The sequence below is a fragment of the Pseudoflavonifractor sp. BSD2780061688st1 E11 genome, assembly GCF_005844125.1.
GTDB classification, from domain to species: Bacteria; Bacillota; Clostridia; order Lachnospirales; family Lachnospiraceae; genus Sellimonas; species Sellimonas catena.
In genome coordinates this window covers 21,354-44,268 of the sequence record NZ_SPHM01000033.1, presented here as the reverse complement: position 1 = coordinate 44,268, position 22,915 = coordinate 21,354, and the positions used below count along the sequence as shown (strand labels likewise).

The following is a 22,915-nucleotide window of genomic DNA, read 5'->3' as shown; positions in this document are numbered from 1 at the left end:
GTTGTAAGTCCGGTTCGGGGGCGAGTGTCCGGAAACCTACCGCAGCAATGCGGCAAGGCGCTGGGTACTTAGCCTACGGTCATCGGTCAGCTTAGAATATGACCGGAAATTCCGAAACTTTTGGGGCAGCACCAAGGCAGTCCGACAGTTAAGTGACACCATCTGCGTCGAAAACGGACTGTCCATTGTGGAGAATCCGAAACCTCACGGAAAGAGCTATAACAAGTGGCTGGGCGATCAGGCAAAGCCCTCTCACCGAGAGCTGCTGCGTGTAGCGATTGACAACGCATTATCACAAAGTCCTGCTAATTTTGAGGAACTGCTGAAGCTGCTAAAAGAGTCCGGCTGTGAAGTATCAAAGCGCGGAAAATCGTATCGTTTGAAACTCCCCGGCTGTGAGAAAGCCGCCCGAATGGACAGCCTGGGCGAAGGATATGGATTAGATGATTTGCAGGCGGTTCTCTCCGGGAAGAAAGCGCATACCCCACGAAAGAAAATAGTTACACAGGCAGAGACGCAGAAGGTCAATCTGCTGGTGGACATTCAGGCAAAATTGCAGGCTGGAAAAGGTGCTGGCTATGCTCGATGGGCCAAGGTGTTCAACCTCAAGCAGATGGCGCAGACCATGAATTACTTGTCAGAGAATAACCTGCTGGAGTATGCGGTTTTGGAAGAAAAGGCTGCGGCTGCCACGGCACATCACAATGAGCTTTCGGCGCAGATCAAAGCGGCTGAAAAGCGCATGGCAGAGATTGCTGTTCTGCGTACTCACATTGTAAATTATGCCAAGACCCGTGAGGTCTATGTGGCATACCGCAAGGCAGGCTACTCTAAGAAATTCCGGGAGGAACATGAGGAAGAAATTCTGCTCCACCAGGCTGCTAAGAATGCCTTTGATGAGATGGGCGTCAAGAAGCTGCCCAAGGTCAAAGAGTTGCAGACAGAGTATGCGAAATTGCTGGAAGAAAAGAAAAAGACCTATGCCGAGTACCGGCGTTCCCGTGAGGAAATGCGGGAGCTTTTAACTGCAAAGGCCAATGTGGATCGGGTGCTGAAAATGGAGGTAGAACAGGATGTTGAAAAAGAAAAAGACCACGGCCAGCGATAAGCTGGTCCTGGTCAAAAGCGTTCGCAGAACGCGCAGCCACAGAATGAAATTCTGTGTTCAAAGGGGCTTGGGGGCACTGCCCTCAACAAGCAGTTTGTGGCGAAATGGATAGCCACAAGCATTGCTTGCCACAATATGCTGCGCATAAAATAAAAAACTAACGACGGGACATTTACTGCCTCCTATCGTTAGTTTTCTGTGTTTAAGCGACTTATAAAACCAATCAGCATAATCAGATCGTCATCTGACATCTTTCTCATTCCGTCTAAAGCCTTCTTGATAAGCTGAGGGTTATTTTCCTGTGCATCAAAAAATTGAAGCGGCGTGATTTCAAAATACTCACAGATGTTGAGAAACTGCTTCATAGACGGCATAGAACGCCCAGAAGAAATCGCCTGAATATAGCTTCTGTTCTGCCCTAACTCCATGCTCATCTGATATTCTGAAACGCCTTTTTTCAATCGTAATTCTGTGATTCGATTGCGGATAAATTCTTCGTCCATACGCTCACCTCTCTGCTCTTTTAGCATAGCAGAAAGCAATTCTTGATACTTCGTATGTGTTGTGTTATAATTTTGTAATATGACCTTTATACGCATTATTATTTGCGTTATTTTTGCTTTATATGCGTAATCACGGCAGTTATCAAGGGTGATTTATATGAATCAGTATGCCTGCGCCATTACCGGCCACAGACCAACAAGATTTTGCTTTGGATATAATGAGGAAGATCCCCTATGCCAAAAACTAAAAGAATGTCTCCTGGAGCAGTTTCGGATACTCCATGACGAGAAATTTGTCCGTACTTTTTTTGTCGGCGGTGCTCTTGGTGTGGATATGTGGGCTGGAGAACAGCTGCTGACATTGAGAGCACAAACGGGATACGAGGATATTAAAATTATCGTTGTAGTTCCCTTTATCGGCTATGACTCTAAATGGCCGGATCAGAGTAAACATAGATTGAAAAAGCTGATCCAAAACGCAAACGATTCTATTGTTATTTCACATTCTGCGGATGTTTCCAGTTATAAAAAAAAGGAATTACTATATGGTCGATCATGCAGAGTACATCATCGGTGTGTTTGATAATCAGAAAAAGCTGCGCTCAGGTACAGCACAGACAGTCAACTATGCCTTGCATCAGGGAAAAGTAATCACTCTGATCCATCCAGACACTATGGAGATAACAGCCCCTGCGCCTTAACAAATTCACAAAAATTTTTCATTAGCATTTCCAACAAAATATTTTCATTGAAGGGGTGCTGTGATATAATAAGATATAAAACTACGCTCAGAACAAATGGTGCCGCTATGAACAAATATATTGGACAGCAATTTGCTGCTTTAAGATACGAAAAAAATATTTTGGTTGTTGAAGAAACTACATCTGCTGGTGGATGCGGCTCCTTCAACGCGGCTTCTTCATGCCCTGCGTCAGCCTGTCTTTATGACAGTGCGGCGTGGGGCTTTTTTATTGTTTGAAAAGAGTATGAAAAGAGAAATACCAGCAGGTATTTGCGTGAGGAGGAAGTAGAATGAACAGCGAACAGATCACAGCATTTTTACAAGAGCATTGGTACATTGCCTCGGTGCTCATCGGGGCCGTGATTTTGTTTGGAGCGATCCGCAACTGGAACTGGCTCTGCGACCCCACTGGTACGCGGGATGCCCATCGACACAGCAGAGGATACCGGCGTGTGGTTTTCTTTCTGCTGGGTGTCCTCTTGATTGTGGTGAGTATCTGGGGATTTGTGCTGAAATTGAAATAGGAGGAGAAAGACTATGATGACTGAGAAATATCCCACCTGGCTCATCGGCCATGTGAAAGAATGGGCGGAGAAGCGTTTGCCCACCGTGATACTTTGTTCCACCACCGGCAATGAACTGCTGGAGGTTTGGTATTACGGAGATCTGCTCACGGTGAAAGGAGAACCCCAATCCTATATCATAGATAGCGACGAGGCCCCCGGACTGGTGACAGCCCGTGACCCGGAGAGCGGCGAGGAGTTCGTCATCTTTGACGGTGGACGGCATGGCTACGACAATATGTTCTGCGATGAACATGATCCATCCGAGCTGGAGCACCGCCCCCTCAAGCGGTATGAGATCCCCGCCTCCAAGTTGGTGCTGGAGCTGGGGTACAGCATTGACTATGAGGACGAAAAAGAGAACTTTGAACCGGATGAGGCGGATACCGTGGAACTGATCAACGGTGAACGGATGCCGTGGGAGCAGGCCAAGCGGGACGGCATCGACTATATCGCCCTTTACTATGTGAACGAGAAAGGAAAACCAGTCCAGATCCTGGACGCAGAGCTGGCCTGAGTATACCGCAGCCAGATGACGGGATAAAGGAGGGCGACAGCGTGATCGGGACAGATGAAAACCGGGCGGTGCTCCATGTGGAGGTCATCTTCTGGAGCGGCAAACGAAAAATACCACCCAGCCTGGTCAGCGGAAAGTATTGTCCCCATTTTGTGGTCACAGGAACTACAGAATATTTGGGTGTATGCTTTCTGGACGGAACCGAGTGTACATTTGATACACCAGCTTTGGGAAATGCCCAACCCCTATATCCAGATACCATTGACTATGCCCCGCTGGAAAACAATGCGGAATTTTTGATCTATGAGGGAGCCAATGCCGTTGGCAAGGGCCGGGTGCTGGGCCGAACCGTTCCCTATAAAGTGAAACAACAACGAAAGTAGGTGCCTTATGTACCAAATTGCATATATTGGCCGCTGGGAGACCCTCCCGGAAACGGCTGCCGCCATTTGTGACTATGACACTTCCAAGCTGGAGGTACTGCTCCAGGGCGGTCTGGATTTAGATGACCCCATTCAGCTCAGCGAGTATATCAAACTCACACCACTGGAGATCGCGGTTTTTAGGAATGATGTGCCCATGATTCACTTCCTACTGGGGCATGGAGCTGATCCCGGTCTGGCAGAGGAACAGCCCCTGCTGCTTACCGCTGCCCGCTGTTGTGGGCCGGAGGTGGTGGCGCTCTTTGCTGGACAGGCTGCAAAACTCAGCCTGAAGCAGAAAGAGCGGGCCTTTCAGGAAGTACGCTGGGGCAAGCGCCCGGAGAATATCCCGGTGCTGGAGCAGGCTGGGATCACAGTGGATAAGTTTGGCGGCGAGGCATTCCGGGCCGCTGTGTCCGAGGGCAATGCCAAACTTGCCCGACTGCTTCTGGAAAAAGGGGCAGACATCAATTACCACAAGCCGGACATGGTGTTCCCTTACGCCTCCACCCCTGTCACCGAGGCCGCCCGCTCCAACAATTTCTCCATGGTGCGCTGGCTGGTGGAACAGGGAGCGAATATCACCCTTGTTAACAAATACGGCGACCGGCCTTACAGTGTGGCAGTTCAAAACAAGAATCAAGAGATGGCCGACTACCTGAAGGCGCTGGAGCCGGAGGACTGGCACAACGAACAAGAAAAGGTCCGGCAGCTTATGCCCTACAAGCTGCCTGCCAAGCTGGTGGAATACTTGAAAACCGGCCCCCTGCGTTTGGAATTCCCGGAGCAGGAATGGGTGAAATGGGCGGAGCTGTACGCCTACATGGATGTGCAGGAGATGACCTGGAAACGGAAGAAGCTGCTCTCCCTCATGGCGGCCATGGACAATTACAGCGACTACCTGCTGCTGTGGAGCCCCAGGGACAAAAAGCTGTGGTATCTGGACATCGAGCATGAGGAATTCCACTCTCTGGCCAAATGGGATGACTTCATCGCAGATCCCGGCCGGTATCTGAACGGGATGATTGAGGGCGAGTTTGAGGAATAAGGAGAATGATCTATGTTTGAAGAATTTTATGAGATGTACGAGTCCGAGGAGCAGGAAGTGGTCGCTTTGATCAATCGCTGCATCGGGGGCGGATATAACAACAGGGGCAACTTTTGGCAAATGACTGTTGTGACGCTGGGCATGGTGTTCTGTGACACCGGCAAGGTCACCACCAAAGAGGAGCGGCTGGAGTGGCCAGTCACCGACGAGGAGCGCAACAGTGAAAAGGGCTGGGGACGCTTTCAAAACGAGCAGATCTGCCGCCTGAAAATCCGCCGGATGAAAGAAGAATGGGCAAAGGATCTGGTGGCGTGGCCCTGGTGTATCTCCGAGGTGGTCAAGACCCATGAGGACTGCCCGGAACTTCAGGCCGTTCTGGACGAGTGCCACAAGCCGGTGGTGATCCAGGACCAGGTGCTGGGAAAGCTCGAGCTGGACAAGGACCATGATGCCTTTGAGGGTGAGATCCAGTGGCGCGGAAAGGATGTGCTTCTTTCCCTTGAGGTCAATGCGGAGAGCAAGCCCTCCTGGACCCGCGCCCGCAGTGCCGCCAAGAAGTTGCTGGCCGACTGTGAAACTTGGGACAAGGCCATGCGAGAGCTTGCGGCCAAGAACCTGACCGAGCTGGCCAACAACTGGCTCTCCCAGGATGAGGAACCCCCCCGCAATCCGGAAACCGACCCCATCACAGAGGAAGAATTGGCCCGACGGATCAGCCTGACGAGCCTGTCCGTCACCTCCGGTGGCAGCTTCACCGCCTGGTTTGACTGCGACGAGATGTTCACCGACCATGCGGTGACGATCTACGGCTCCTTGAAAAAGGGCCTCAAAACTGCCAACATTGAGGGATAGGAGTTGTCTATGGAAAAAGCGACTGCTGTTAATACCTGCTTAGGTGTTTTGAAGGGACGGGACTGCATCTATCTGGATCAGGTGAAACAGGATGCTCTGAACAATCTGACCTTTACGGGGGACATCAATGGCCATCTAATCTCCCAGTGCAGGGACGAAAAAGACTGGTTTCCCTATACACTCACCTTCCGGCAGGTGCTGGCCTATTTTACCTGTGAATTGGACACCTATGAAAATATGGCTGGGACGGAGTATCTGGATGGCAGTTCCTTCGATTTAATTGAGGACAGCACCTGGCTGAAGTCTCTGCCAGTGCGGGAGGACTTTGACAAAGGCATCTATCGGCACTACCGGCTGTTTACATACGATGATGTTTACAACATCATTGCGGTTTCCTATGAGTTTGCAGCAGAGTTGTAAATGCCTGAAACATGGAAGACCATTGGAGGGATCTATCAAGGAAGGAGGTATGGCGATGAAACAGAATAAGCATCAGTTGGAGCATCTGCCCACACTTCTGGTTCAGCAGATCCGCCTGCAATGGTATAAAGACTGCCGGGGCGGAAATGCGGCCGCACAGCGGAACCAGTATCCCAGAGCCATGCGTCTGCCGAAAGACTTCTTCTCCTATTATCCTTTTGGTCTGCCTACTCACTTTGCATCTATCATACAGAGGCCCGATGGATTTCAGATCGATAGGGACTGTCGTAGGCTGATGGAATGGAAGCCGAATGGCACAATGCGGCTTCACCCTTTCGAACTGATTCAGCAGGAGCCCGGAATCCATGTGCGTTACCGCAATGATTGGCACATCGGGGCGATACCGGAGCGATATACCTACGATAAGACCGGGCAGAAACAGCCTCTCAATGAGCTGGCACTGGATTTGATTCCTGGTGATTATGGTCGAGCTGTCTGCAATGGGCGGTTCCGAGACTGGGACACTGGGGTCTGGTATTATGTACTGGATATTTTGAATGTGATGCCGCTTGCAGAACCCACCGACGCATTGACCAGTTTTACGGACAGAGAACCGAATAAGATATATACCCAGATCGATCGGCTGTGGTGACGAAAAACAGGAGGATACTACCATGATCAAAGAACGCATCCCTATCTCTGGCGATCTGGGCAGCAAGGTTAAGCAGCTGATGGAGTACGCCGGGTGGTACGAAGGCCGCAGTGTGGACATCTCCATTGCGGAGCAGTATTACGCCGATCATGGCGTCCCGATGATGAAGACCACCCAGCGGTTTTATCGCAAATATTTCGGCCTGTGCTGCGAGTGGTACTTGGCACAGAAAAAGCTGAAATGGGCAGCTGACTTTGAGTTTGCTTTATTCCCTTACCTGGTCAATGGGATCAAAAACCATTTGGAGGACGCCTATTTCCGGGATATGTCCGGCTGTGAACTGGCAGAGATCGAACAGGCTGCCGGTGAAAAATGCCAGCCTATCGGTCATATTGGCTACTACTACCCGGCGGAGGTCTGGATCTCCGAGTACGGGAAATTGTATGCGAAATATGAGTACCAGGATGAGATTGAGTGCTTTCCGGATGTGTTTGCCCTGATCGAACGGGAACTGCGGCAGTGCAAATTTGATTCCGCTGCCATGAAAACGGTTGAGGCACTGGACGGAAAACTATGAAACAGGACTTTACGATTTGGCGCAATCAAATATTGCAGAATCCCCAGAACATTTCACCGCTGAAATTTGGTATGTCACAGGATGAGGTCATAGAAATCTTCGGTAAGCCCGATGCTGTTTCCACCATGAGAAGTGATGGGAAGCCTTTGATCCTCAAATATCATGAAATTGAACTGCATTTCGATAGCAAGGCCCCTCATGGGCTCTACTTAATTTACAGCGACGATGAGATCGAGTTGAGCATGACTGCCGAGCACGAAGAAAGGAGCAATCCCTATGAAAACATTTGACCCCAATTACAAACTGCTGGACGAGATGTATCAGGACAATTACTATCCCACTTTTCTGGTGGACAAGGTAAAAGACGAGCTTCAGAAGGTCATTGACCTGTTGGAGAGCGGCGAAACCGACACCGAAGTGGTGCAGGAAACGCTGGACGAGGCGGTCTGCGGCATCAATGATCTCCAGGAGGAGTTTGACGAGAACGACAGCGAGATCGAAACGGTGGCGCGGGAATGTATTGCGGCAACCGTGGCCTACATTCTGGAGTGGTTTGGCATCCCCATTGACACCGAGGAGGCCATCCGGGAACGGGACTGGTGAACCCTATGGCAGAAAAAGAACTGGCCCTTTGTGATGAGTGCGGAAGCCTGTTTTTCAAAGGCTCCTCACAGATGATGGGGCTGTGCCAGAATGTGCCCATGTTCTCTATGGCTACCCGAATTGTGACCATCATTTTCAGGATGGCCGGTGTGTGAACTGCTATTGGGACGGCTCAAAGAGTGTGTACATCAAGAAACAGAATCAACAGGAGGAAACTGATATGCCTACAACTGAATGGCTGAACAAATACGAAGCAATCAAGGATAAATTGACCTGTAAAGATGACTTGGAGGCCCATTTCACAGAGAAAGTGATTGGGAACATGGCGGTGGATGTGCTGGACATCGGCACCGTCCATTTCCCCACCGGGCAGATTTTCGCCTGTGATCCGCTGGTGGAACTGGAGGACACTCTGCCGTTCCTTCAAACGATCCCCGCCGGAACTTATCCCGTAAAAATCTGCGTGGTGCCCAGCGAACAATACGGCGACCGCTATGCCTGCGTCAAGGTGGAGGTTTCTCAGGAAAAGCCTGTCCGCTATGAGCTGGGCATGGTGGGCAACGAGGATCTGGACGAGGAACTGGGAGAGGACGAGTATTTTGGCTTTGGCGTAGACGCCGGGATGGGCTGTGTCGCGGACATCCAGACCCAGGCGGCCTTCAAGGCATACTGGGCCAAGCGTTTAGAAGAAGACCCGGACATCGACCCCTACAACGACCTGTTCTGCGATCTTCTGGAAGAAAACGCCAAAGCCTACCCCAAATATCAGGGGGACTGCGGCGACTGGCTCAACTGGACAGTGCCGGGCACGGACTGCAACCTGCCCATCTTTGCCTCCGGCTGGGGGGATGGTTACTATCCTGTCTACTTCGGGTATGACGCCAAGGGCAAAATCTGCGCCGTGTATGTGCGGTTCATTGACATTGAAGCCAGTTATCGAGAGCAGGATTAAAAATGTGACAGAACAAAGGAGAACACTATGAAAGACCTTTGCCAATACGGAAACCGGCCGGAGGACGAATGGGAAATCTTGCCCTGGATACCTGACCCGCGTCCGCCCTTCAAAATCTGGGTGAAGCCGGAGCAGATTGCGCCATTCTTTCTCATTCCCCACCACCCCTATGCGCTCTCCCTTCTGCTGAAAATCAACAATGGATTCCGGACGGAAGTATTCCGTCGGCTGGGACTGACTGGAAGCAGCGGAGACTGGGAGCGGCTGGTCCGGGGCGTGATCCAGGAGTTCGAGGAAAATAACAGCGGCGTGGATCTGTTTCACTTCGACTCTGACGAGGATGTGTTCTGCGTGTACTCCCAATACATCGACGATTTGATGCTGCTGTCCAAAATGATCCGGGCGGCCTGTGACAATGAAAAAACGATGGGGATGTATCTGAACATGAGCGAGGTTGCGAAAGCATGAAAGATTTGACCACTCAAACAGGGATTATAGTAAAATGCAGTAAAACGGCCATTGAATTTTTCCAAAATGCTCAATCAGTGGATTTCTTCTCTGCACTGGAAATTCCGAAGGAATTCCAAGACATAGCGGTTGAGTTTTATGATTTGATTATGGAAAACGATCATCTCGCGGCCTTGCTGGGCTGTCGCGGCAATTATGATATTGCAATACAGATAGATGAGGTAACCGGCACCATGACGGGGTGGCATTGGTTCAAATGAGGGAAATGGAATGATGGAGTACATCAAGCTTTTTTGGGAGGACGCACCGGAGGGAGAACCGTCGGTGATCCTCTATGAAGTGGATACAGAAAATGAGCGGCTGGCCCTCCACTCCATTGACATCTTTGCAGATGGCCGCACCCGCAATATCCCTGACCTTTACGACGGCGCCATCGAGATCACGCCGATCCCCACCGTGGAGGAATTGAACGCCCATGTCTGGGGTGAGGAGTTCCACGCCTGCGTCATAGAGCAGGCGGAATTTGAGGCCGCCTGGGAAAGCCACACCTATGATGGAGCGTTAAAGTAGCCAGGAGGAGACACTATGAACAAACCTATAAAAGCCAAAAATCTGCCGTTGTTCTCCATCATTGACCTGGACCAGCTGCGCCGGGAAAAACATCTGGAGGGCACAGAAGTGACAGACTTTTTCACGGCAAGGGATGGAAAAGTCTATCTTCTCATGGAACAGCCGTCCGAAACACAGGGTAAGGACTGGCTCAGCACTCCTTCCACCTATACCGCAGTGGAAATCCAGCTGGATTGGGCGGAACAGCGGGTGCTGGAAACGACGCTGTTTCCTCTTGGCCTCTTGAAGTTCCAGTTTCATTATTTGCGGCCCGCAGGTGATCACTTCCTCCTGCTGGGGGCAAGATGCGCCTATCGGGAAAACGGCCCCGACCAGAACGCCTGGATCGTCAGCCGGGACGGAGCTGTGCTGTCCCGTTTCTGCCTGGGGGATGGCATTCAAGACTGTGTGGTAAAAAAAGATGGCACCATCATTACCAGCTACTTTGACGAAGGTGTATTTGGTAATTACGGTTGGGATGAACCTTTGGGTGCTTGCGGCCTGATTGCATGGACATCGGAGGGAACTCCTCTCTGGAAGAATGAGAACTATTCCATCTATGACTGCTACGCCATCAGCCTGGACGAAGAAGAAAACCTGTGGTTTTATTATTACGATGAATTCCGGCTGGTGCGGACGAACTTCAAAGAGGACTTTGTATTTGAACTGCCAATCGAAGGAAGCGGAGCTTTTTCTGTTGCCCCGTCCGGCAATACCTTCCTGTTTCAAGGCGGATACCAGCAACGGGATAAATTCTACTTCCTTACCGCTCATGGTGATCACCTTGGGAAAAAACAGGAGGCTATTCCCACCTGTGACGGAAACAAGGTCGCTGTGGAGCAGTGCAGCCTGCTTCGCAGCCGGATGTTGTTCCTTGGAAAAGATGGTGTGCTCTATGGAGGTATTTGGGGGAGCGATGGCCAATGAAACAGTCTGATATTTATACCGAGGCTCTGACCTGTCTGCGCTCCATCCTTCTGGCAGACCATCCAGAGTTCCAAAACTGGATCGACTGGTTGGAGCGGGACATTCAGGACTGGAACCAGCGGCGGGAGGTTGCCCACCATCTTCGGGCATACGGAGGTATGGGCTCGTTCAACGACCTGCCCAGTATGCGTGGAAATCACGACTATATTTTCGACTTTCTCAAGTCCGTGTGCTATGCCTTCGGCCATCTTTATGGCAAACGGGAAGGCATTTCTCCGGAGGCATTGATGGAGGAGTGCCTGCACGATGTAGAGCAGGCAGCCTATCACCCCCATAAGGCACTGAACCAAGCCATTGCCCAGCACTTGATGCAGGGCGATTTACAGGAAAACCTGGATAGGCTGTAGGAGGACTTGTTATGAACAAAAGACTATTCCGCACCCAATTCAATCAAATGGAAAACATCGAGAAGCAGGTGCTGATGGAGAGCCTGGCTGCTCGTTATGATATGACCTTTCTCGGTCTACATACCTTTGACCGCTGGGGCCAGAACTGCACCACCGGCATCTTCAAGAAAGATGGTCGGGAGTTCGTCTTTGTCCCCGGCGATACCGTCACCCTGGGCTGGGAGCAGTTTGCCGAGGGACTGAATCAGGAGAGCCGGGAGGAATTGGAGTATCTGTTCCGAGAATGGGAAATGGAGCAGAACCCGGCGGAACTCATCGGAGAGAGCATGGCTCTCGTCCGGCAAGCGGCCATTGGCCCCATGCTGGTGGGCCGGGAGCTGGAGGAACTCTGCTGGGAGTCAGTCAAGATGGACGATCCCAGGCTGACCGCCCACCCTGACTGGCCGAAGGAGTTCCGTGACTTTGCCTGGAGTGACAGCAGCAGTCTTACCTTGCACCAGTCGGCCCGCATAGAACGGACGGAAGATGGATTTCAGACCTGGATCTATAACCGCACAGACTACGATGAACTTCTTACCGGGCTGGAAAAGCAGGGGCTTTCGCTGCCCACGGCGGACGAGTGGGCCTACCTGTGCGGCGGCGGATGTCGGACCCTGTTCCCATGGGGAGATGGGTTAGACTACTCCATGCGTCTACGCTGGTTTGAGGACATGGATGAGGATGAGAACCGGCCCTATGATATGGAGGAACCCAACTTCTTCGGCCTGTCCATCGCCTACGACCCCTATATGCGGGAAGTGGTGCAGGCTGATAGACTTACCACCTGCGGCGGTGACGGCGGGTGCAATATCTGCGGCGGGCTGGGCCCATTTCTCGGTTTCCTACCCTGTTCGCCCCACTGTAAGCCGGAAGTGCAGGAGGACAAGGAACTAAACGGAGATTATGACTTCTACCGGCCCATTATCCGGGTGGAGAACCATGATTGACAATAGAAGCTTGATACGAAATAAAGAAAGAGAGGTGACGACATGGGAGCATGGGGCATAAAAGCATTAGAGCGTGACGAAGGGTTGGATGTACTGGACATCCTCAAAAATGAATATGTACCGGAGCATCCGGTAATGGATCTGGGCGAGATGATCGAACTGATGAAAGAGGAAGTCATGCTGGGATCTGACTTCTCACAAATCGACTTCCTCTTTGACAATACTGCGATGGCTCTGGCGGAGCTGTATTTCCAATGGAAGGATAACAGCAAACTGGGCTACGATCATGAAGAAGCTATATGGGATAAAGTCACCGGTTTCACAGCATCCAAAGAAGCCCTTGCTTTCCTGCTGCGGCAGCTCACCGACATCAAAAACGAGGTGCCGGACGAGGACGGCATCCGTGAGATTGTGGATCTTTGGAAGAACGAGGACAGCGGTGAGATCGCTCCTGCGTGGTTGGAACACTTGAATCAGCTCATTGATCGACTGGATTCAGAACAGGAGGCACGACAAATGTATATCAAAAAATACTGGGGCAACTTTATCGGAGGCTCGGACGACAGTCTGAACCTTGTGGCATTTTTAGAGGATCAGAAAAAGGAGGAGATCCCCCTCAGCGAGATTTTCGCCAAGATCGGTCTGGACAAGCAGAGCTGGGACTTCCGCCAAACCGTGGAGTATCTGGAGTTTACACACTCCGATGGCGTGGAGATGGACTTCCACTTCGCCATTGATGTGGTCACCGATCTGGCCGCTATCCTGCTGGAGTGCAGCGTCAGTGGCAGTGTAAACCTTCAGGATCTGGACGAGTACAACACCCCCGTCTGCCGTATCCGCATCACTGCTACGCCAGAGGAGCATGACGCAATGAACAAGTCCCTGGCGGATTTTGCCCAGAACCCGCTGGAATACGACATCAGCGAGATGATGGGTGAGGATGAGATCACAGATATGGCTTATCAGGTGGAGATGCTGCGGAAAGAGCTGTACGAAGCCTCCGGCCGTAATCGGAACTACCATGTAAAGGCGGAAGATGTAAAACATCTGCTCCCTGACTGGGAGGGTGCTGATGGCTGTATCGCCACCAACCGTATCACGGTGGAGGGCTACAAGGTCGGCTACTGTTACCGGGAGAAGCCGGACGGCGGCTGGGACAGTGGCTGGCGCTTCACTGCTGGTGATGAGAGCGAGGCGTACATGGACGATCCCAACAATGCCGGGATCTACAAGCTGAACACGATCTGCAACGACGATCCCGACATTATCCCGCTGCTGAACACCTCCGCTCCCTGCGCCTTTGAGCGGGATGAGAACGGTGTGTTCCAGCAGATCAAAGACTGGAAACCGGATGAGGACGAGGAGGACCCTGATATGGACATTTTGAAGCAGTGCCAGAAGTGGCATGAGGAGAGCAAACAACATAAAATTATTGATGCGCTGGAGGCCATCCCCGCCGAGGAGCGTACCCCTGAGATGGACAGTGAGTTAGCCCGTGCCTATAACAATCTGGCAGACCCACATAAGCCAACTTGCAAAGAAATGCTCAAAAAGGCCCTCGCTCTGCTAAAGCCCCATGAGGAATACTTCGAGGACGACTATTACTGGAACTTCCGCATGGGTTACTCTTACTTTTATCTGGATCAGGAGGGCCGGGCTCTGCGATATTTTGAAAAGGCATTGGAAGTCCGCCCTGGTGACGATGACACCAAAGAGTTTATCGAACGGTGCAAGAAGGGTATTTCTCTGCCGCAGTTCTGGGAGTGCTTCCGGGAGCGGACAGAGGACTGGTGGGAAACCTTTGCGGAAATGGAAGCAGAATTGCGCCAGATGATGGATGAGGACAAAGATCACACCCGCGGTGCCGAACTCGTGGCCCAAATGCAGGAAACCCTGAATCTGGTCTTTGATGAGATCTCTTTCGAGATGGGCTTCAACGGCAAAAAGCATGAGCTGATCCTCACCCCGGAGGGCGACAAGGTCAAGCTGTTTGAGCTGGTCTACTTCCAGAAGCACGCCCCCAAGGAGGTGCTGGAGCACTGGAACATCCTGGTGGGCCGTCAGCCCCTCCAGAACATCGGCCTGCGCACCGAGGACGGCTGGGATATCTCCGGGGAGGATGTGCAGATCTGGCTGGAGGAGCAGGGTGAAAACAGCTTCGCCATCTCCGCTTACTGCGAAAAGCTGCTGCCTATGCTCCGGGAGGAAGAAGGCCGGGCCTGGTGGATGCTCACCACCCTCACCGATCAGGTGCTGGGTGAGATCCCCCACATGAGATACATAGACAGCTTTGATGTGCTGGAGGAACCCAAGGCAGAGCCGTCCTTCCTCCTGTCCCAGCTGCCCGACAAACTGCGGGAGCAGGGCCTGGAGCTCTCCACCGACCCGGAAGCCTATCTGGAGAGCTACCTTGGTTACAAAATGGAACCCAAACAGGACCCGGACGCCGATTGGCGGCTGGATGTAATGGCCGGTTCCACCTGCTGTGTGCCGCTCATCAACGGCTATCTGAATGCCGACAATGATTTTATGGACGATCTCCATGCCGACGGCGCGGTGGCGGGCTTCTTCTGCTATCCCCTGGATACCCTGCGGGAGGAGGAAGGCAGTCAGAAAATTTTCGACTTCCGGGACAAACTGGAGGAAGTGCTCACCGGCGGGGATGGTTCGGAAGTGCTCACTCTCACCGGCGGGGCTACCGGCCTCTACTGTGGCTATGTGGACTTCATCGCCTGGGACATCCAAGAGGCGCTGAACATGGCGAAAGAGTTCTTTGAAGGCACGGACATCCCATGGGCCATCTTCCACACCTTCCGCCGTGAAGCCGGTTCTGTATCCCTAAAGCAACAAGATGATGGGACAGAAACTGAGAATCAGGATGACGAGTTGGACGAAACGCTGACGGGCATGGACTATATTCCTTACACCCAACAGAACGCCGAAGCATTCTTCGCTCAGCTGGAGCAGTGGAACGACGAAGACGAGTACACCCGCTGTATCCAGGCACTGAATGCCATCCCGGAGAACTGGAGGAACTACCGCACCGCCTATGCCCTGGCCCGTGCACTGGAGAACTACGCCATCATCGGGGACCATGACGAAGGTACTTTGAAATCCAAGGGAGACAAAGCCCTTCTGAGGGCCATTGAGGTGCTGGAGTCCGTCCGGGAGGAAGGCCAGGACAAGGCGGAGTGGAATATGCGGATGGCCTATGGCTATCAGTATCTCTACGGCCAGGAGGAAAAGGCCATTCCCTACGCCCAGCGGTGGGCAGAGTTGGACCCGGAGGATGAAAATGCTCCGGCGGTAATTCGGGAGTGTAAGGCGGAGATCCGGAAACGCCAGCGCAGCCGGAAGAAGAAGGCCAAATTCGTGCCCGGTGATACCCCATTTGAGGGCTTCGACCTCACCAACTTCTGGGATGATAATTGGTATGCACTGAAAGAATATGTCAGTGATCCGCCTTCCGATGAGCTGATTGCCAGCGTGGAGGAGGAACTGGGCTACAAGCTGCCCGCCGCCTACATTTGGCTGATGAAGCAGCACAACGGCGGCATTCCGGTGAACACCTGCTATCCCTGCGATGAGCCTACCTGTTGGTCAGATGATCATGTGGCCATCACCGGCATTTTCGGAATCGGACGGGAAAAGAGCTGCTCCCTCTGTGGAGAGCTGGGCAGCCAGTTTATGATCGATGAGTGGGAGTATCCTGCCATCGGTGTGGCCATCTGCGACTGTCCAAGCGCCGGACACGATATGATTTTCCTGGACTACCGGGCTTGCGGTCCCCAGGGAGAGCCTGCGGTAGTCCATGTGGATCAGGAAAATGACTATAAAATTACCCATCTGGCAGATAGCTTTGAGGAATTTATCCGCGGACTGGAGCATGAATCCCTCTATGATCCGGATGAAGATGCAGAGGGTCTTGAGGATGACGCCGACGAGGAGGAAACCGACCATAAGGGTTCCTTTGCCGGATCTGTGCTCCTCTCCAAAGCAGAGTGGGACAAGGAGCAGTTGATTCGAGATCTGCGGGAAGAATGGGGTATCGTAGATGAGGAGCCGGATGAGGGCGACGAAGATGTTGAGAACAGCGATGACGCTGTGGTAATGCGGGTCGGCAATATGATGCTGATCGTGACACTATTCCACGGTCACATCCCTGACAATGAAGCAGAGATCAACGCCGAAAACAACTATATGTGGCCAGAGGCCGTAGAAGTGGCCAAAGCGCACAAGGCCCATATCATGGTGGCTGTGTTGGGCGAGGAGGAAAAACTGCTGGAACGAGGTAAGCTGTTCACCAAGGCGATGGCAGTGTGCTGCAAGCAGAAATACGCCACCGGTGTCTACACCAGCGGCGTGGTATTTGAGCCTCGTTTCTATGAGGGCCTTGCCGATATGCTCAAAAAGGACGAACTGCCCATCTTCAACTGGGTTTGGTTCGGCCTGTACCGGAGCGAGGGGGGCCTAAACGGCTACACCTACGGCATGGATGTGTTTGGCAAGGAGGAAATGGAGGTGTTGAACACCGACGCTGAGCCGGAGGAACTACGGGACTTTTTGGCAAGCCTTGCCTCCTATGTGCTGGCGTGTGATGTGACGCTGCAAGACGGCGAGACCATCGGTTTTTCTGCGGACGATAAGCACACCATCACCCGCAGCCCCGGTGTCTCTCTGCCAGAGGAACAGATGACCCTGAAGATCGGTTACGAGCCTATAAAGGGAGATCCAGAGGATGACAGCTGCGACCACTCAGACAATGATGACACACAGGATGAGGAAGAATTCAGTAATCCCGAAGTCTACACAGAGGAGGAGATGGAGGCCGTCGAGGGTCACATTGAGCAGTATTTCGGTAAGGTCGAGAATGTGTTCCACGAGTTGGTCTCCCCGGACATCCATGTGGACATCTGCATCGTGCCGCCCACTGAGGAGCGGGACTATTATACCCTGGTCACCATGGGTATGGGTGCTCACCGGATGAATGTGCCGGAAGAACTGGCAGAATACAAGCTGGAGCGGGCGGAGCTGGCTATCGCGCTGCCTGCGGACTGGAAGTTGGTTCAGGAATCTATGCAGGATGAGCGGTGGTACTGGCCCATTCGCCTGCTGAAAACCCTGGCCCGCCTTCCCATTGCCAGCGATACCTGGCTGGGCTTCGGCCATACCATGGACAATGAGGAGGATTTTGCAAAGGACACAAAGCTGTGCGCCGCCATTCTGACTGGTCCCCAGGATACCGAAGATGGCAGCGAAGTCTGCATCCTTCCGAGCGGCGAGGAGGTCAACTTCTATCAGGTGATCCCCCTCTACCGGGATGAATTGGAATATAAGCTGGCCCATGACGCAGACGCCCTGCTGGACAAAATGAACGGCATCAGCTTTGTGGTCAACCCCACCCGCCAGGATGCTATCACTCGTGGCACTCTTTCCAATGATGATTTTGACGGTGAGATGGACGACGCTTCCTATCACCTTGAGAGCATTGAGGAGAAGGAACTGCCTATTGACCCCATCAATGCTTATAACCACATGGCCATCTATCTGCGCTGGTGCATGGAGCATGACCTGATGGGTGAGGACTTCCTGAAAGAATACAGCGAAGTGGCCAAACAGGTCAAAGCCGACCCTGCCAGCGTAGACCTGAGGGCATTCATCCAAGATGAGCTGGACGGCTGCCTGTTCTCTGTGCTGTTCAATCAGCAAGGTCGCGCCTTTGCCGGCTATTACTACGGAGAGGGCGACAGTCCCTACTATCCCGCCGACATTGACGACAATGCCCTCCGCTTCTTCGGCCCGGAACGGTATCACTCCAATGAGTTCCAGCAGGAGGCATACCTGTTCATCCCCTTTGACGAGGACTACTATCAGGCTATGGCAGAGGTGATCGGGGAACGGTTTGAAAACTGGCAGGGACAGGACTTCGACGAGGATACGCTGGAGCCTTCCGAGGTTGCTCAGGCCATCATGGAGTATCTGGACTGCGAGTGTACCTATTTCCCATCCATGGCAGATGATGACCCCATCATGTCGGCATACAGCTACGCCCAGCGGCTGGGGGTACGGGAGGGCTTTGTTCCCGTGCTCATCAAGGCGGATGATGAAACGCTGTTGGAGTGTCTGGTGATGAACGCCGATCCGGAGCACAATGCGGACTTCTACGAATTTGACCTCAAAACAGTAGAGGAGTATCGAAAGAAGATGCTCTCCGCTCCCATCAAGGACGGAAAGGCGGTTCTGGAGGAATTGACCGGCCAGCGCAAGGAAGAAGCCGAGGACGATGACATGGACTGGGAGGAGGAAGTCCTGGGCGAGATGGAGGGCGGAGAACCCAACGACCGCTTCGCAAACTATTGGAACGATGATACCGGAATGACATATCCGCTCATTCTGGCTAAAATTCCGGTAAAGAACCCCTGGGAGATCTTCGCCTACCTGCCCTTTGGAAATTGGAATGAGTGCCCCGACACGCCGGACCTGATGGCAGTGGCGAAATACTGGTTCGAGCAGCATGGTGCCATCCCTGCCGCCATGAGCCACGATGAATTGGAGTTTGAACTTCCGACTCCGATCTCTAAGGAAAGAGCTATGGAAGTGGCTGTGGAGCAATATGGCTTCTGCCCAGATCTGGATCAGAATGAGGATGGAAGCATTGGCTCCTTGGCAGATGTCCTGTGGCAGTCCACTGTCTGGTATTTCTGGTGGGATTGATGGGAGGTGCGACCAATGACAGAATATCAGAAAACCTATATCGAACTAAAAAAACAGTTTGTTGCGACCAATGAAGGTCCAGACAATGTCCGCGCTCTATATACCTTCAAGGAAGAACTTGAGCAGAGTGAGGATCAGCAGGCCAAGGAAGTGCTGGTGGATGTATATGACCTGCTGGACTTTAAGAAGGACGCCTACGAACTGCTCTGCCAAATCGGAAATCGTTCCGATAAAAAGACCCTCAAGCGGCTGGGCACGCTGAAGGACTATGCGGAAAACTGGGGCAATCATTATGCTCTCCCCAAGCCCAAAACGCCGGAGGAAAAGCAGAAAGAGAAGGAACGGCAGGCCCAGCTGGGCCTGCCCGCCTTCCGGTATCACCCAAACCCTCTGGAAACTGGGGCTTTTGAGGAATCCGCAGACGGCGTTGTCTGCGACTGCTGTGGCAAGACGACCCATATTTTCTATACAGCCCCCTTTTACGCCGTGGAGGATATTGCATATCTGTGCCCAGAGTGCATCGCCAACGGCGAAGCAGCCCGGAAATATGACGGTAGTTTTCAAGATGATTTCTCTGTGGATGATGGTGTAGACGATCCGGAGAAGCTGGACGAGCTGATCCACCGCACCCCCGGCTACTCCGGCTGGCAGCAGGAATACTGGCGCGCCCACTGCGGCGACTACTGCGCCTACCTGGGCCATGTGGGTGCCAGGGAACTGCGGGCGCTGGGTGTGCTCGAGGAAGTGTTGGACGATCCCATGTGGGATGACGAACAGAAGAAAATGATTCAGGAATCCGTCAATGGCGGGCATCTGCAATGCTATCTGTTCCAGTGCCTCCACTGCGGAAAACACCTGGTCTGGATGGATTTTGATTGAGGTGGCAACATGGAGAAGAAGGATTTTCCCAAGGGAACCAAGCCCCATGAGATCTTCGTCTATACCTGTGAGCGGATCGCGGAGCCTTTGAACCCGCTGGGCTACAAATACCGCAAGAGCAAAAATGACATCTACAAAAAAGACGGCATCTTTGTGTTCTCCTTTTACTTTTCCCCCTCCATCCGCTTTGGCTCCACCACTTTTACTGCCTTCTTCGATGTGAGTTCCCCGGTGATTGCCCAGTGGCGCAGTGAGCAGGAAGGGACGGAGGAAACCTATGATGGTATCGTGGGTACCTCCATCGCCCGGCTGACCCACCGGTATGATGACTTCCCCCGCTATGAGGTATCTACTCTGCTGGAGCGGGAACGCTCTATCCAGGAAATTTCCGGGCAGATCCAGGACTATGCACTACCATTCTTTGCCCGGTTTTCCAATCTGCCCAAGCTGCTGGACGATGTGGAACAGGAGGGGTTCTTCCCCCATCGGAAGGGGTTCGATGTCCCTAAGCGGAATCGGGAGTTCATCGAATGCTTCCGGGAGTATCTCCAAAAGCAGTAGGAATCAGCAGAAAGGAAACAACACCTATGTCAAACAGTAGAGTATCCACTTGGAGTGGAATCCGGAACAAATTGGAGAATGACTACCTGTGCCCGGCACTCCGGGGCCACATCCAGTATTTTGCCACCAGTTACAGCAAAAGCGCCGACCATGAGGGCCGGGCCGCCATTCGTGTGGACGGCGTGGAAGTGCTGCGGAGCAACTACTACACCTATTTTGAAAATGTGTGGACGAAATTTCATCACTTGCGCTCCACCACGCTGAAAGATCACGACTCCGCAAAAGAGGCCATCAATCAGGCTCATGCCTATGCGCTGGAGCAGGGCACCTTTGACCAAAAGGTGTTCTATGAGGCGTTTGGGATCTTTGACAACCAGAGCATCGAGAAAAGCCTTGTCAGCGAGAATCCTCTTGTCCGCATCTTTGCTCTCCTGGATCGAAGGCTGGGAAAGCGCCGCCTGCTGGCTTTGGAGGACTCCATGGAGCAGGAACTGGACTGGGTGCGGGCTTTCTATGTGATCCGGTTGCAGGCCGAAGGGCTGATGGAAGCGAATAACATTTAGGAGGAACCACCATGTCACAGATCGCGTCCTTTTATCTGATAAAAAATAACCAGCGGCAGGAGTTGTCCGACGGTGACTGCTCCGGCGCGGTCTATATGGCCATCTGGGACTGGTGTGAGAGCGAACTGGATCTGGATGTCCGTTTTCCTGCTCCCCAGACGGAAGACACCCTGGACTGCGCTCTGCTGGAGGGAGAGCTGGCGTCTCAACTGCTGGCAGCTCTGCGGGAGCAGGATCTCCCGGAGCTGGCCGCTGAAATTGCCCCGGACTGGGATCTGCCCACCGAGGCGGTGCAAAGCGGGCTTAATACGCTGCGCTCCCATCTGGAACTGGTGCAGGGCGATGCTGCTCTGCTGTATGAAATGACATGAGAACGGAGGGATACCATGCTGGCAAAGCGGTTTGAACACATTTTACATGATCTGGGCATGGCTGGGCTGGAACACCCTCTGTTCTACCATGCACCGGTGGGCATTCGTTTTAAGATCGGCGGGGAGGAACCAATCTATCTGGATAGGCGTGCGGCGAAGCTGAAAACCAACCCCGCTTATGTTCAGGGGGCGCTGGACCGAGCCGCCGCGATCTATCGGGCACTTCCGGCGGTGCCGGACCTTCTGCGGATCGACGGGTATCCCGATGAAGAACCCGCCGAGTCCCTGCTGACCGTTATCCGGCAGCGAGTGGGCCTCCCAGTTCCCGATGAACAACTTTCGGCCACAGAGCAGGATGAAGATGGGGATACCCATGCACAAGTGCAGTTTTACTGGAATCTCAGCAAGATCAGCTTTCAACCAGAGCTGCTTCTTCGGGAAATCATTCTGGGGGACATCGGCGGCTGGAACGGCTTTGTGTCCAGCGTCTATCTGGCTGGGCCGGGGCCGTTCCTCTACCATTTGTACGATGACCGTGGGCTGGATGTGCTGGGCGGCTCACAGAAGCTGCTATTGCCTCTCTATCATCAATTTCATGACTGGATTTTGGAATACGATCTGGAGAAGATTGACCAGATGTTCGCTCCAGCAAAAGAATGACTGCATAACAGAAAAGGAGACATTGCTATGGGACTTGATATTTACGCCGGGCCGCTGACCCGGTACTATTCTCACAACTGGAAAACTGTTGTTCAGCAGTGGGCGGAGGAAAACGGATACTCTTTCAACCGCATCACCCCGGACGGGGAACCTGCTGATAACGAGGAAGAAATGTCCCCGGCTGAGGTCCAGGCGGCGGTGGAGAACTGGCGGGATCAGATCTTGAGCGCCATTTCTCAGCCGGGCCAGCCCCCCTACGCTCCCTGGCTTGAAGATAATGAGAAACCTTATTACACCGACAAGCCGGATTGGGATGCCTTCGGCGCTATGCTGCTGGTGGCCGCCTGTCGTACATACGAGGAACCGGTGCCTTCCACCGTGGAGAAGGACTGGATCTTCGGGGAGCATCCTCTGGTCGCCCGCCTTGCATCAGATGAGGAGCGGGTGTGGTCCCTGTTTCGTGGGGCTACCTGGTGGCTCCCTCTTTCTGACAACTTTCTGTTCCAAGGGTCCTTGCCTACCGATGACACCGCCGCTATCGCCACCTTGGGCGGACTGCGGAAGGAGCTGGAAAAGCTGAACCAGCTGGCGTGGCAGGCCGATGAGGACACTATCCTTGGCTGGGCAGACACGGAGGGATACCCGGTAGACGGAACCGTAGACTCAGATGGACAGTACAGCAAGGCAGACATCCCGGAACACACCCAGTATGACACTCAATCCCTTGCCAAGTTTGCCTTCTCCATGTTCTGGCGGGCCATGCGGTTTGCCGAGGAGCAGCAGGTGCCTATCCTGCTTGACTATTAAAGAG

General features: G+C 52.9%; 25 protein-coding genes and 3 pseudogenes. 27 read left to right on the top strand and 1 reads right to left on the bottom strand.

Annotation, left to right across the window (positions count from 1 at the left end; all coding sequences use genetic code 11):
• Positions 1–79: 79 nt before the first annotated feature.
• Positions 80–1,108: pseudogene (locus FGQ85_RS13835) on the top strand (relaxase/mobilization nuclease domain-containing protein); the annotation flags it as partial.
• A gap of 188 nt (positions 1,109–1,296) precedes the next feature.
• Here FGQ85_RS13835 and FGQ85_RS13830 read toward each other — a convergent pair.
• On the bottom strand, positions 1,297–1,611 hold the full coding sequence (locus tag FGQ85_RS13830) for a helix-turn-helix transcriptional regulator (RefSeq protein WP_002576937.1): 315 nt from the start codon (positions 1,609–1,611) through the stop codon (positions 1,297–1,299).
• Between the two features lie 157 nt (positions 1,612–1,768).
• Between FGQ85_RS13830 and FGQ85_RS13825 the strand changes: the two are divergent.
• The 26 genes and pseudogenes from FGQ85_RS13825 to FGQ85_RS13705 all read left to right on the top strand — a co-directional run bounded on the left by FGQ85_RS13825 (position 1,769) and on the right by FGQ85_RS13705 (position 22,911).
• Positions 1,769–2,312: pseudogene (locus FGQ85_RS13825) on the top strand (SLOG family protein).
• A 107-nt stretch (positions 2,313–2,419) separates the two neighbouring features.
• Positions 2,420–2,590: a hypothetical protein gene (locus tag FGQ85_RS18440; RefSeq protein ID WP_166434156.1), complete on the top strand. Its 171-nt coding sequence runs from the start codon at positions 2,420–2,422 to the stop codon at positions 2,588–2,590.
• 53 nt (positions 2,591–2,643) lie between these two features.
• On the top strand, positions 2,644–2,877 hold the full coding sequence (locus FGQ85_RS13820; protein ID WP_006773021.1) for an immunity 17 family protein: 234 nt from the start codon (positions 2,644–2,646) through the stop codon (positions 2,875–2,877).
• Positions 2,878–2,890: 13 nt separating this feature from the next.
• The gene (locus FGQ85_RS13815) at positions 2,891–3,433 is read left to right on the top strand and encodes a hypothetical protein (protein WP_006773020.1); all 543 of its coding nucleotides are present in this window, start codon (positions 2,891–2,893) and stop codon (positions 3,431–3,433) included.
• A gap of 41 nt (positions 3,434–3,474) precedes the next feature.
• Positions 3,475–3,816: a hypothetical protein gene (locus tag FGQ85_RS13810; protein WP_006773019.1), complete on the top strand. Its 342-nt coding sequence runs from the start codon at positions 3,475–3,477 to the stop codon at positions 3,814–3,816.
• Positions 3,817–3,823: 7 nt separating this feature from the next.
• Complete coding sequence (locus FGQ85_RS13805; protein WP_006773018.1) at positions 3,824–4,903, top strand: ankyrin repeat domain-containing protein; 1,080 nt, start codon at positions 3,824–3,826, stop codon at positions 4,901–4,903.
• Positions 4,904–4,915: 12 nt separating this feature from the next.
• Positions 4,916–5,755 carry a DUF2262 domain-containing protein gene (locus FGQ85_RS13800; protein WP_006773017.1) on the top strand — a complete coding sequence of 280 codons (840 nt, stop codon included), beginning with the start codon at positions 4,916–4,918 and terminating at the stop codon, positions 5,753–5,755.
• 9 nt (positions 5,756–5,764) lie between these two features.
• Positions 5,765–6,175, top strand: coding sequence for a hypothetical protein (locus tag FGQ85_RS13795; RefSeq protein WP_006773016.1), 411 nt, complete (start codon positions 5,765–5,767; stop codon positions 6,173–6,175).
• Between the two features lie 49 nt (positions 6,176–6,224).
• The gene (locus tag FGQ85_RS13790) at positions 6,225–6,827 is read left to right on the top strand and encodes a hypothetical protein (RefSeq protein ID WP_039891433.1); all 603 of its coding nucleotides are present in this window, start codon (positions 6,225–6,227) and stop codon (positions 6,825–6,827) included.
• A 22-nt stretch (positions 6,828–6,849) separates the two neighbouring features.
• Positions 6,850–7,404 carry an SUKH-3 domain-containing protein gene (locus tag FGQ85_RS13785; protein ID WP_006773014.1) on the top strand — a complete coding sequence of 185 codons (555 nt, stop codon included), beginning with the start codon at positions 6,850–6,852 and terminating at the stop codon, positions 7,402–7,404.
• Entirely contained in the window at positions 7,401–7,694 is a 294-nt protein-coding gene (locus tag FGQ85_RS13780; protein WP_006773013.1) for a DUF3192 domain-containing protein, read from the top strand. The genes FGQ85_RS13785 and FGQ85_RS13780 overlap by 4 nt, the downstream gene beginning before the upstream one ends.
• On the top strand, positions 7,681–8,007 hold the full coding sequence (locus tag FGQ85_RS13775; RefSeq protein WP_006773012.1) for a DUF5713 family protein: 327 nt from the start codon (positions 7,681–7,683) through the stop codon (positions 8,005–8,007). The genes FGQ85_RS13780 and FGQ85_RS13775 overlap by 14 nt, the downstream gene beginning before the upstream one ends.
• A gap of 5 nt (positions 8,008–8,012) precedes the next feature.
• Positions 8,013–8,959: pseudogene (locus tag FGQ85_RS13770) on the top strand (DUF4241 domain-containing protein).
• A 27-nt stretch (positions 8,960–8,986) separates the two neighbouring features.
• Positions 8,987–9,427 carry an Imm51 family immunity protein gene (locus FGQ85_RS13765; protein ID WP_006773011.1) on the top strand — a complete coding sequence of 147 codons (441 nt, stop codon included), beginning with the start codon at positions 8,987–8,989 and terminating at the stop codon, positions 9,425–9,427.
• Positions 9,424–9,687 (top strand): hypothetical protein, encoded by a 264-nt coding sequence (locus tag FGQ85_RS13760; RefSeq protein WP_006773010.1) that lies wholly within the window; start codon positions 9,424–9,426, stop codon positions 9,685–9,687. The genes FGQ85_RS13765 and FGQ85_RS13760 overlap by 4 nt, the downstream gene beginning before the upstream one ends.
• 10 nt (positions 9,688–9,697) lie before the next feature.
• Positions 9,698–9,997: a hypothetical protein gene (locus FGQ85_RS13755; RefSeq protein ID WP_006773009.1), complete on the top strand. Its 300-nt coding sequence runs from the start codon at positions 9,698–9,700 to the stop codon at positions 9,995–9,997.
• A 15-nt stretch (positions 9,998–10,012) separates the two neighbouring features.
• Positions 10,013–10,963 carry a hypothetical protein gene (locus FGQ85_RS13750; RefSeq protein ID WP_006773008.1) on the top strand — a complete coding sequence of 317 codons (951 nt, stop codon included), beginning with the start codon at positions 10,013–10,015 and terminating at the stop codon, positions 10,961–10,963.
• Entirely contained in the window at positions 10,960–11,370 is a 411-nt protein-coding gene (locus FGQ85_RS13745) for a hypothetical protein (RefSeq protein ID WP_002588992.1), read from the top strand. Before FGQ85_RS13750 ends, FGQ85_RS13745 begins: the two co-directional genes overlap by 4 nt.
• 11 nt (positions 11,371–11,381) lie before the next feature.
• Positions 11,382–12,356 (top strand): hypothetical protein, encoded by a 975-nt coding sequence (locus FGQ85_RS13740; RefSeq protein ID WP_006773007.1) that lies wholly within the window; start codon positions 11,382–11,384, stop codon positions 12,354–12,356.
• A 42-nt stretch (positions 12,357–12,398) separates the two neighbouring features.
• A complete protein-coding gene (locus FGQ85_RS13735) occupies positions 12,399–19,070 on the top strand; it encodes a DUF2185 domain-containing protein (RefSeq protein ID WP_138373723.1) in 6,672 nt (2,223 codons plus the stop codon).
• Between the two features lie 15 nt (positions 19,071–19,085).
• A complete protein-coding gene (locus tag FGQ85_RS13730; protein WP_006773005.1) occupies positions 19,086–19,949 on the top strand; it encodes a CbrC family protein in 864 nt (287 codons plus the stop codon).
• Between the two features lie 9 nt (positions 19,950–19,958).
• Positions 19,959–20,510 (top strand): DUF4304 domain-containing protein, encoded by a 552-nt coding sequence (locus tag FGQ85_RS13725; protein ID WP_138373722.1) that lies wholly within the window; start codon positions 19,959–19,961, stop codon positions 20,508–20,510.
• A 26-nt stretch (positions 20,511–20,536) separates the two neighbouring features.
• On the top strand, positions 20,537–21,073 hold the full coding sequence (locus tag FGQ85_RS13720) for a hypothetical protein (protein ID WP_006059612.1): 537 nt from the start codon (positions 20,537–20,539) through the stop codon (positions 21,071–21,073).
• An 11-nt stretch (positions 21,074–21,084) separates the two neighbouring features.
• A complete protein-coding gene (locus tag FGQ85_RS13715) occupies positions 21,085–21,444 on the top strand; it encodes a hypothetical protein (protein WP_006059613.1) in 360 nt (119 codons plus the stop codon).
• A gap of 15 nt (positions 21,445–21,459) precedes the next feature.
• Positions 21,460–22,104 carry a DUF3885 domain-containing protein gene (locus FGQ85_RS13710; protein WP_006773004.1) on the top strand — a complete coding sequence of 215 codons (645 nt, stop codon included), beginning with the start codon at positions 21,460–21,462 and terminating at the stop codon, positions 22,102–22,104.
• 27 nt (positions 22,105–22,131) lie between these two features.
• The gene (locus FGQ85_RS13705) at positions 22,132–22,911 is read left to right on the top strand and encodes a hypothetical protein (protein WP_006773003.1); all 780 of its coding nucleotides are present in this window, start codon (positions 22,132–22,134) and stop codon (positions 22,909–22,911) included.
• Positions 22,912–22,915 lie beyond the last annotated feature (4 nt).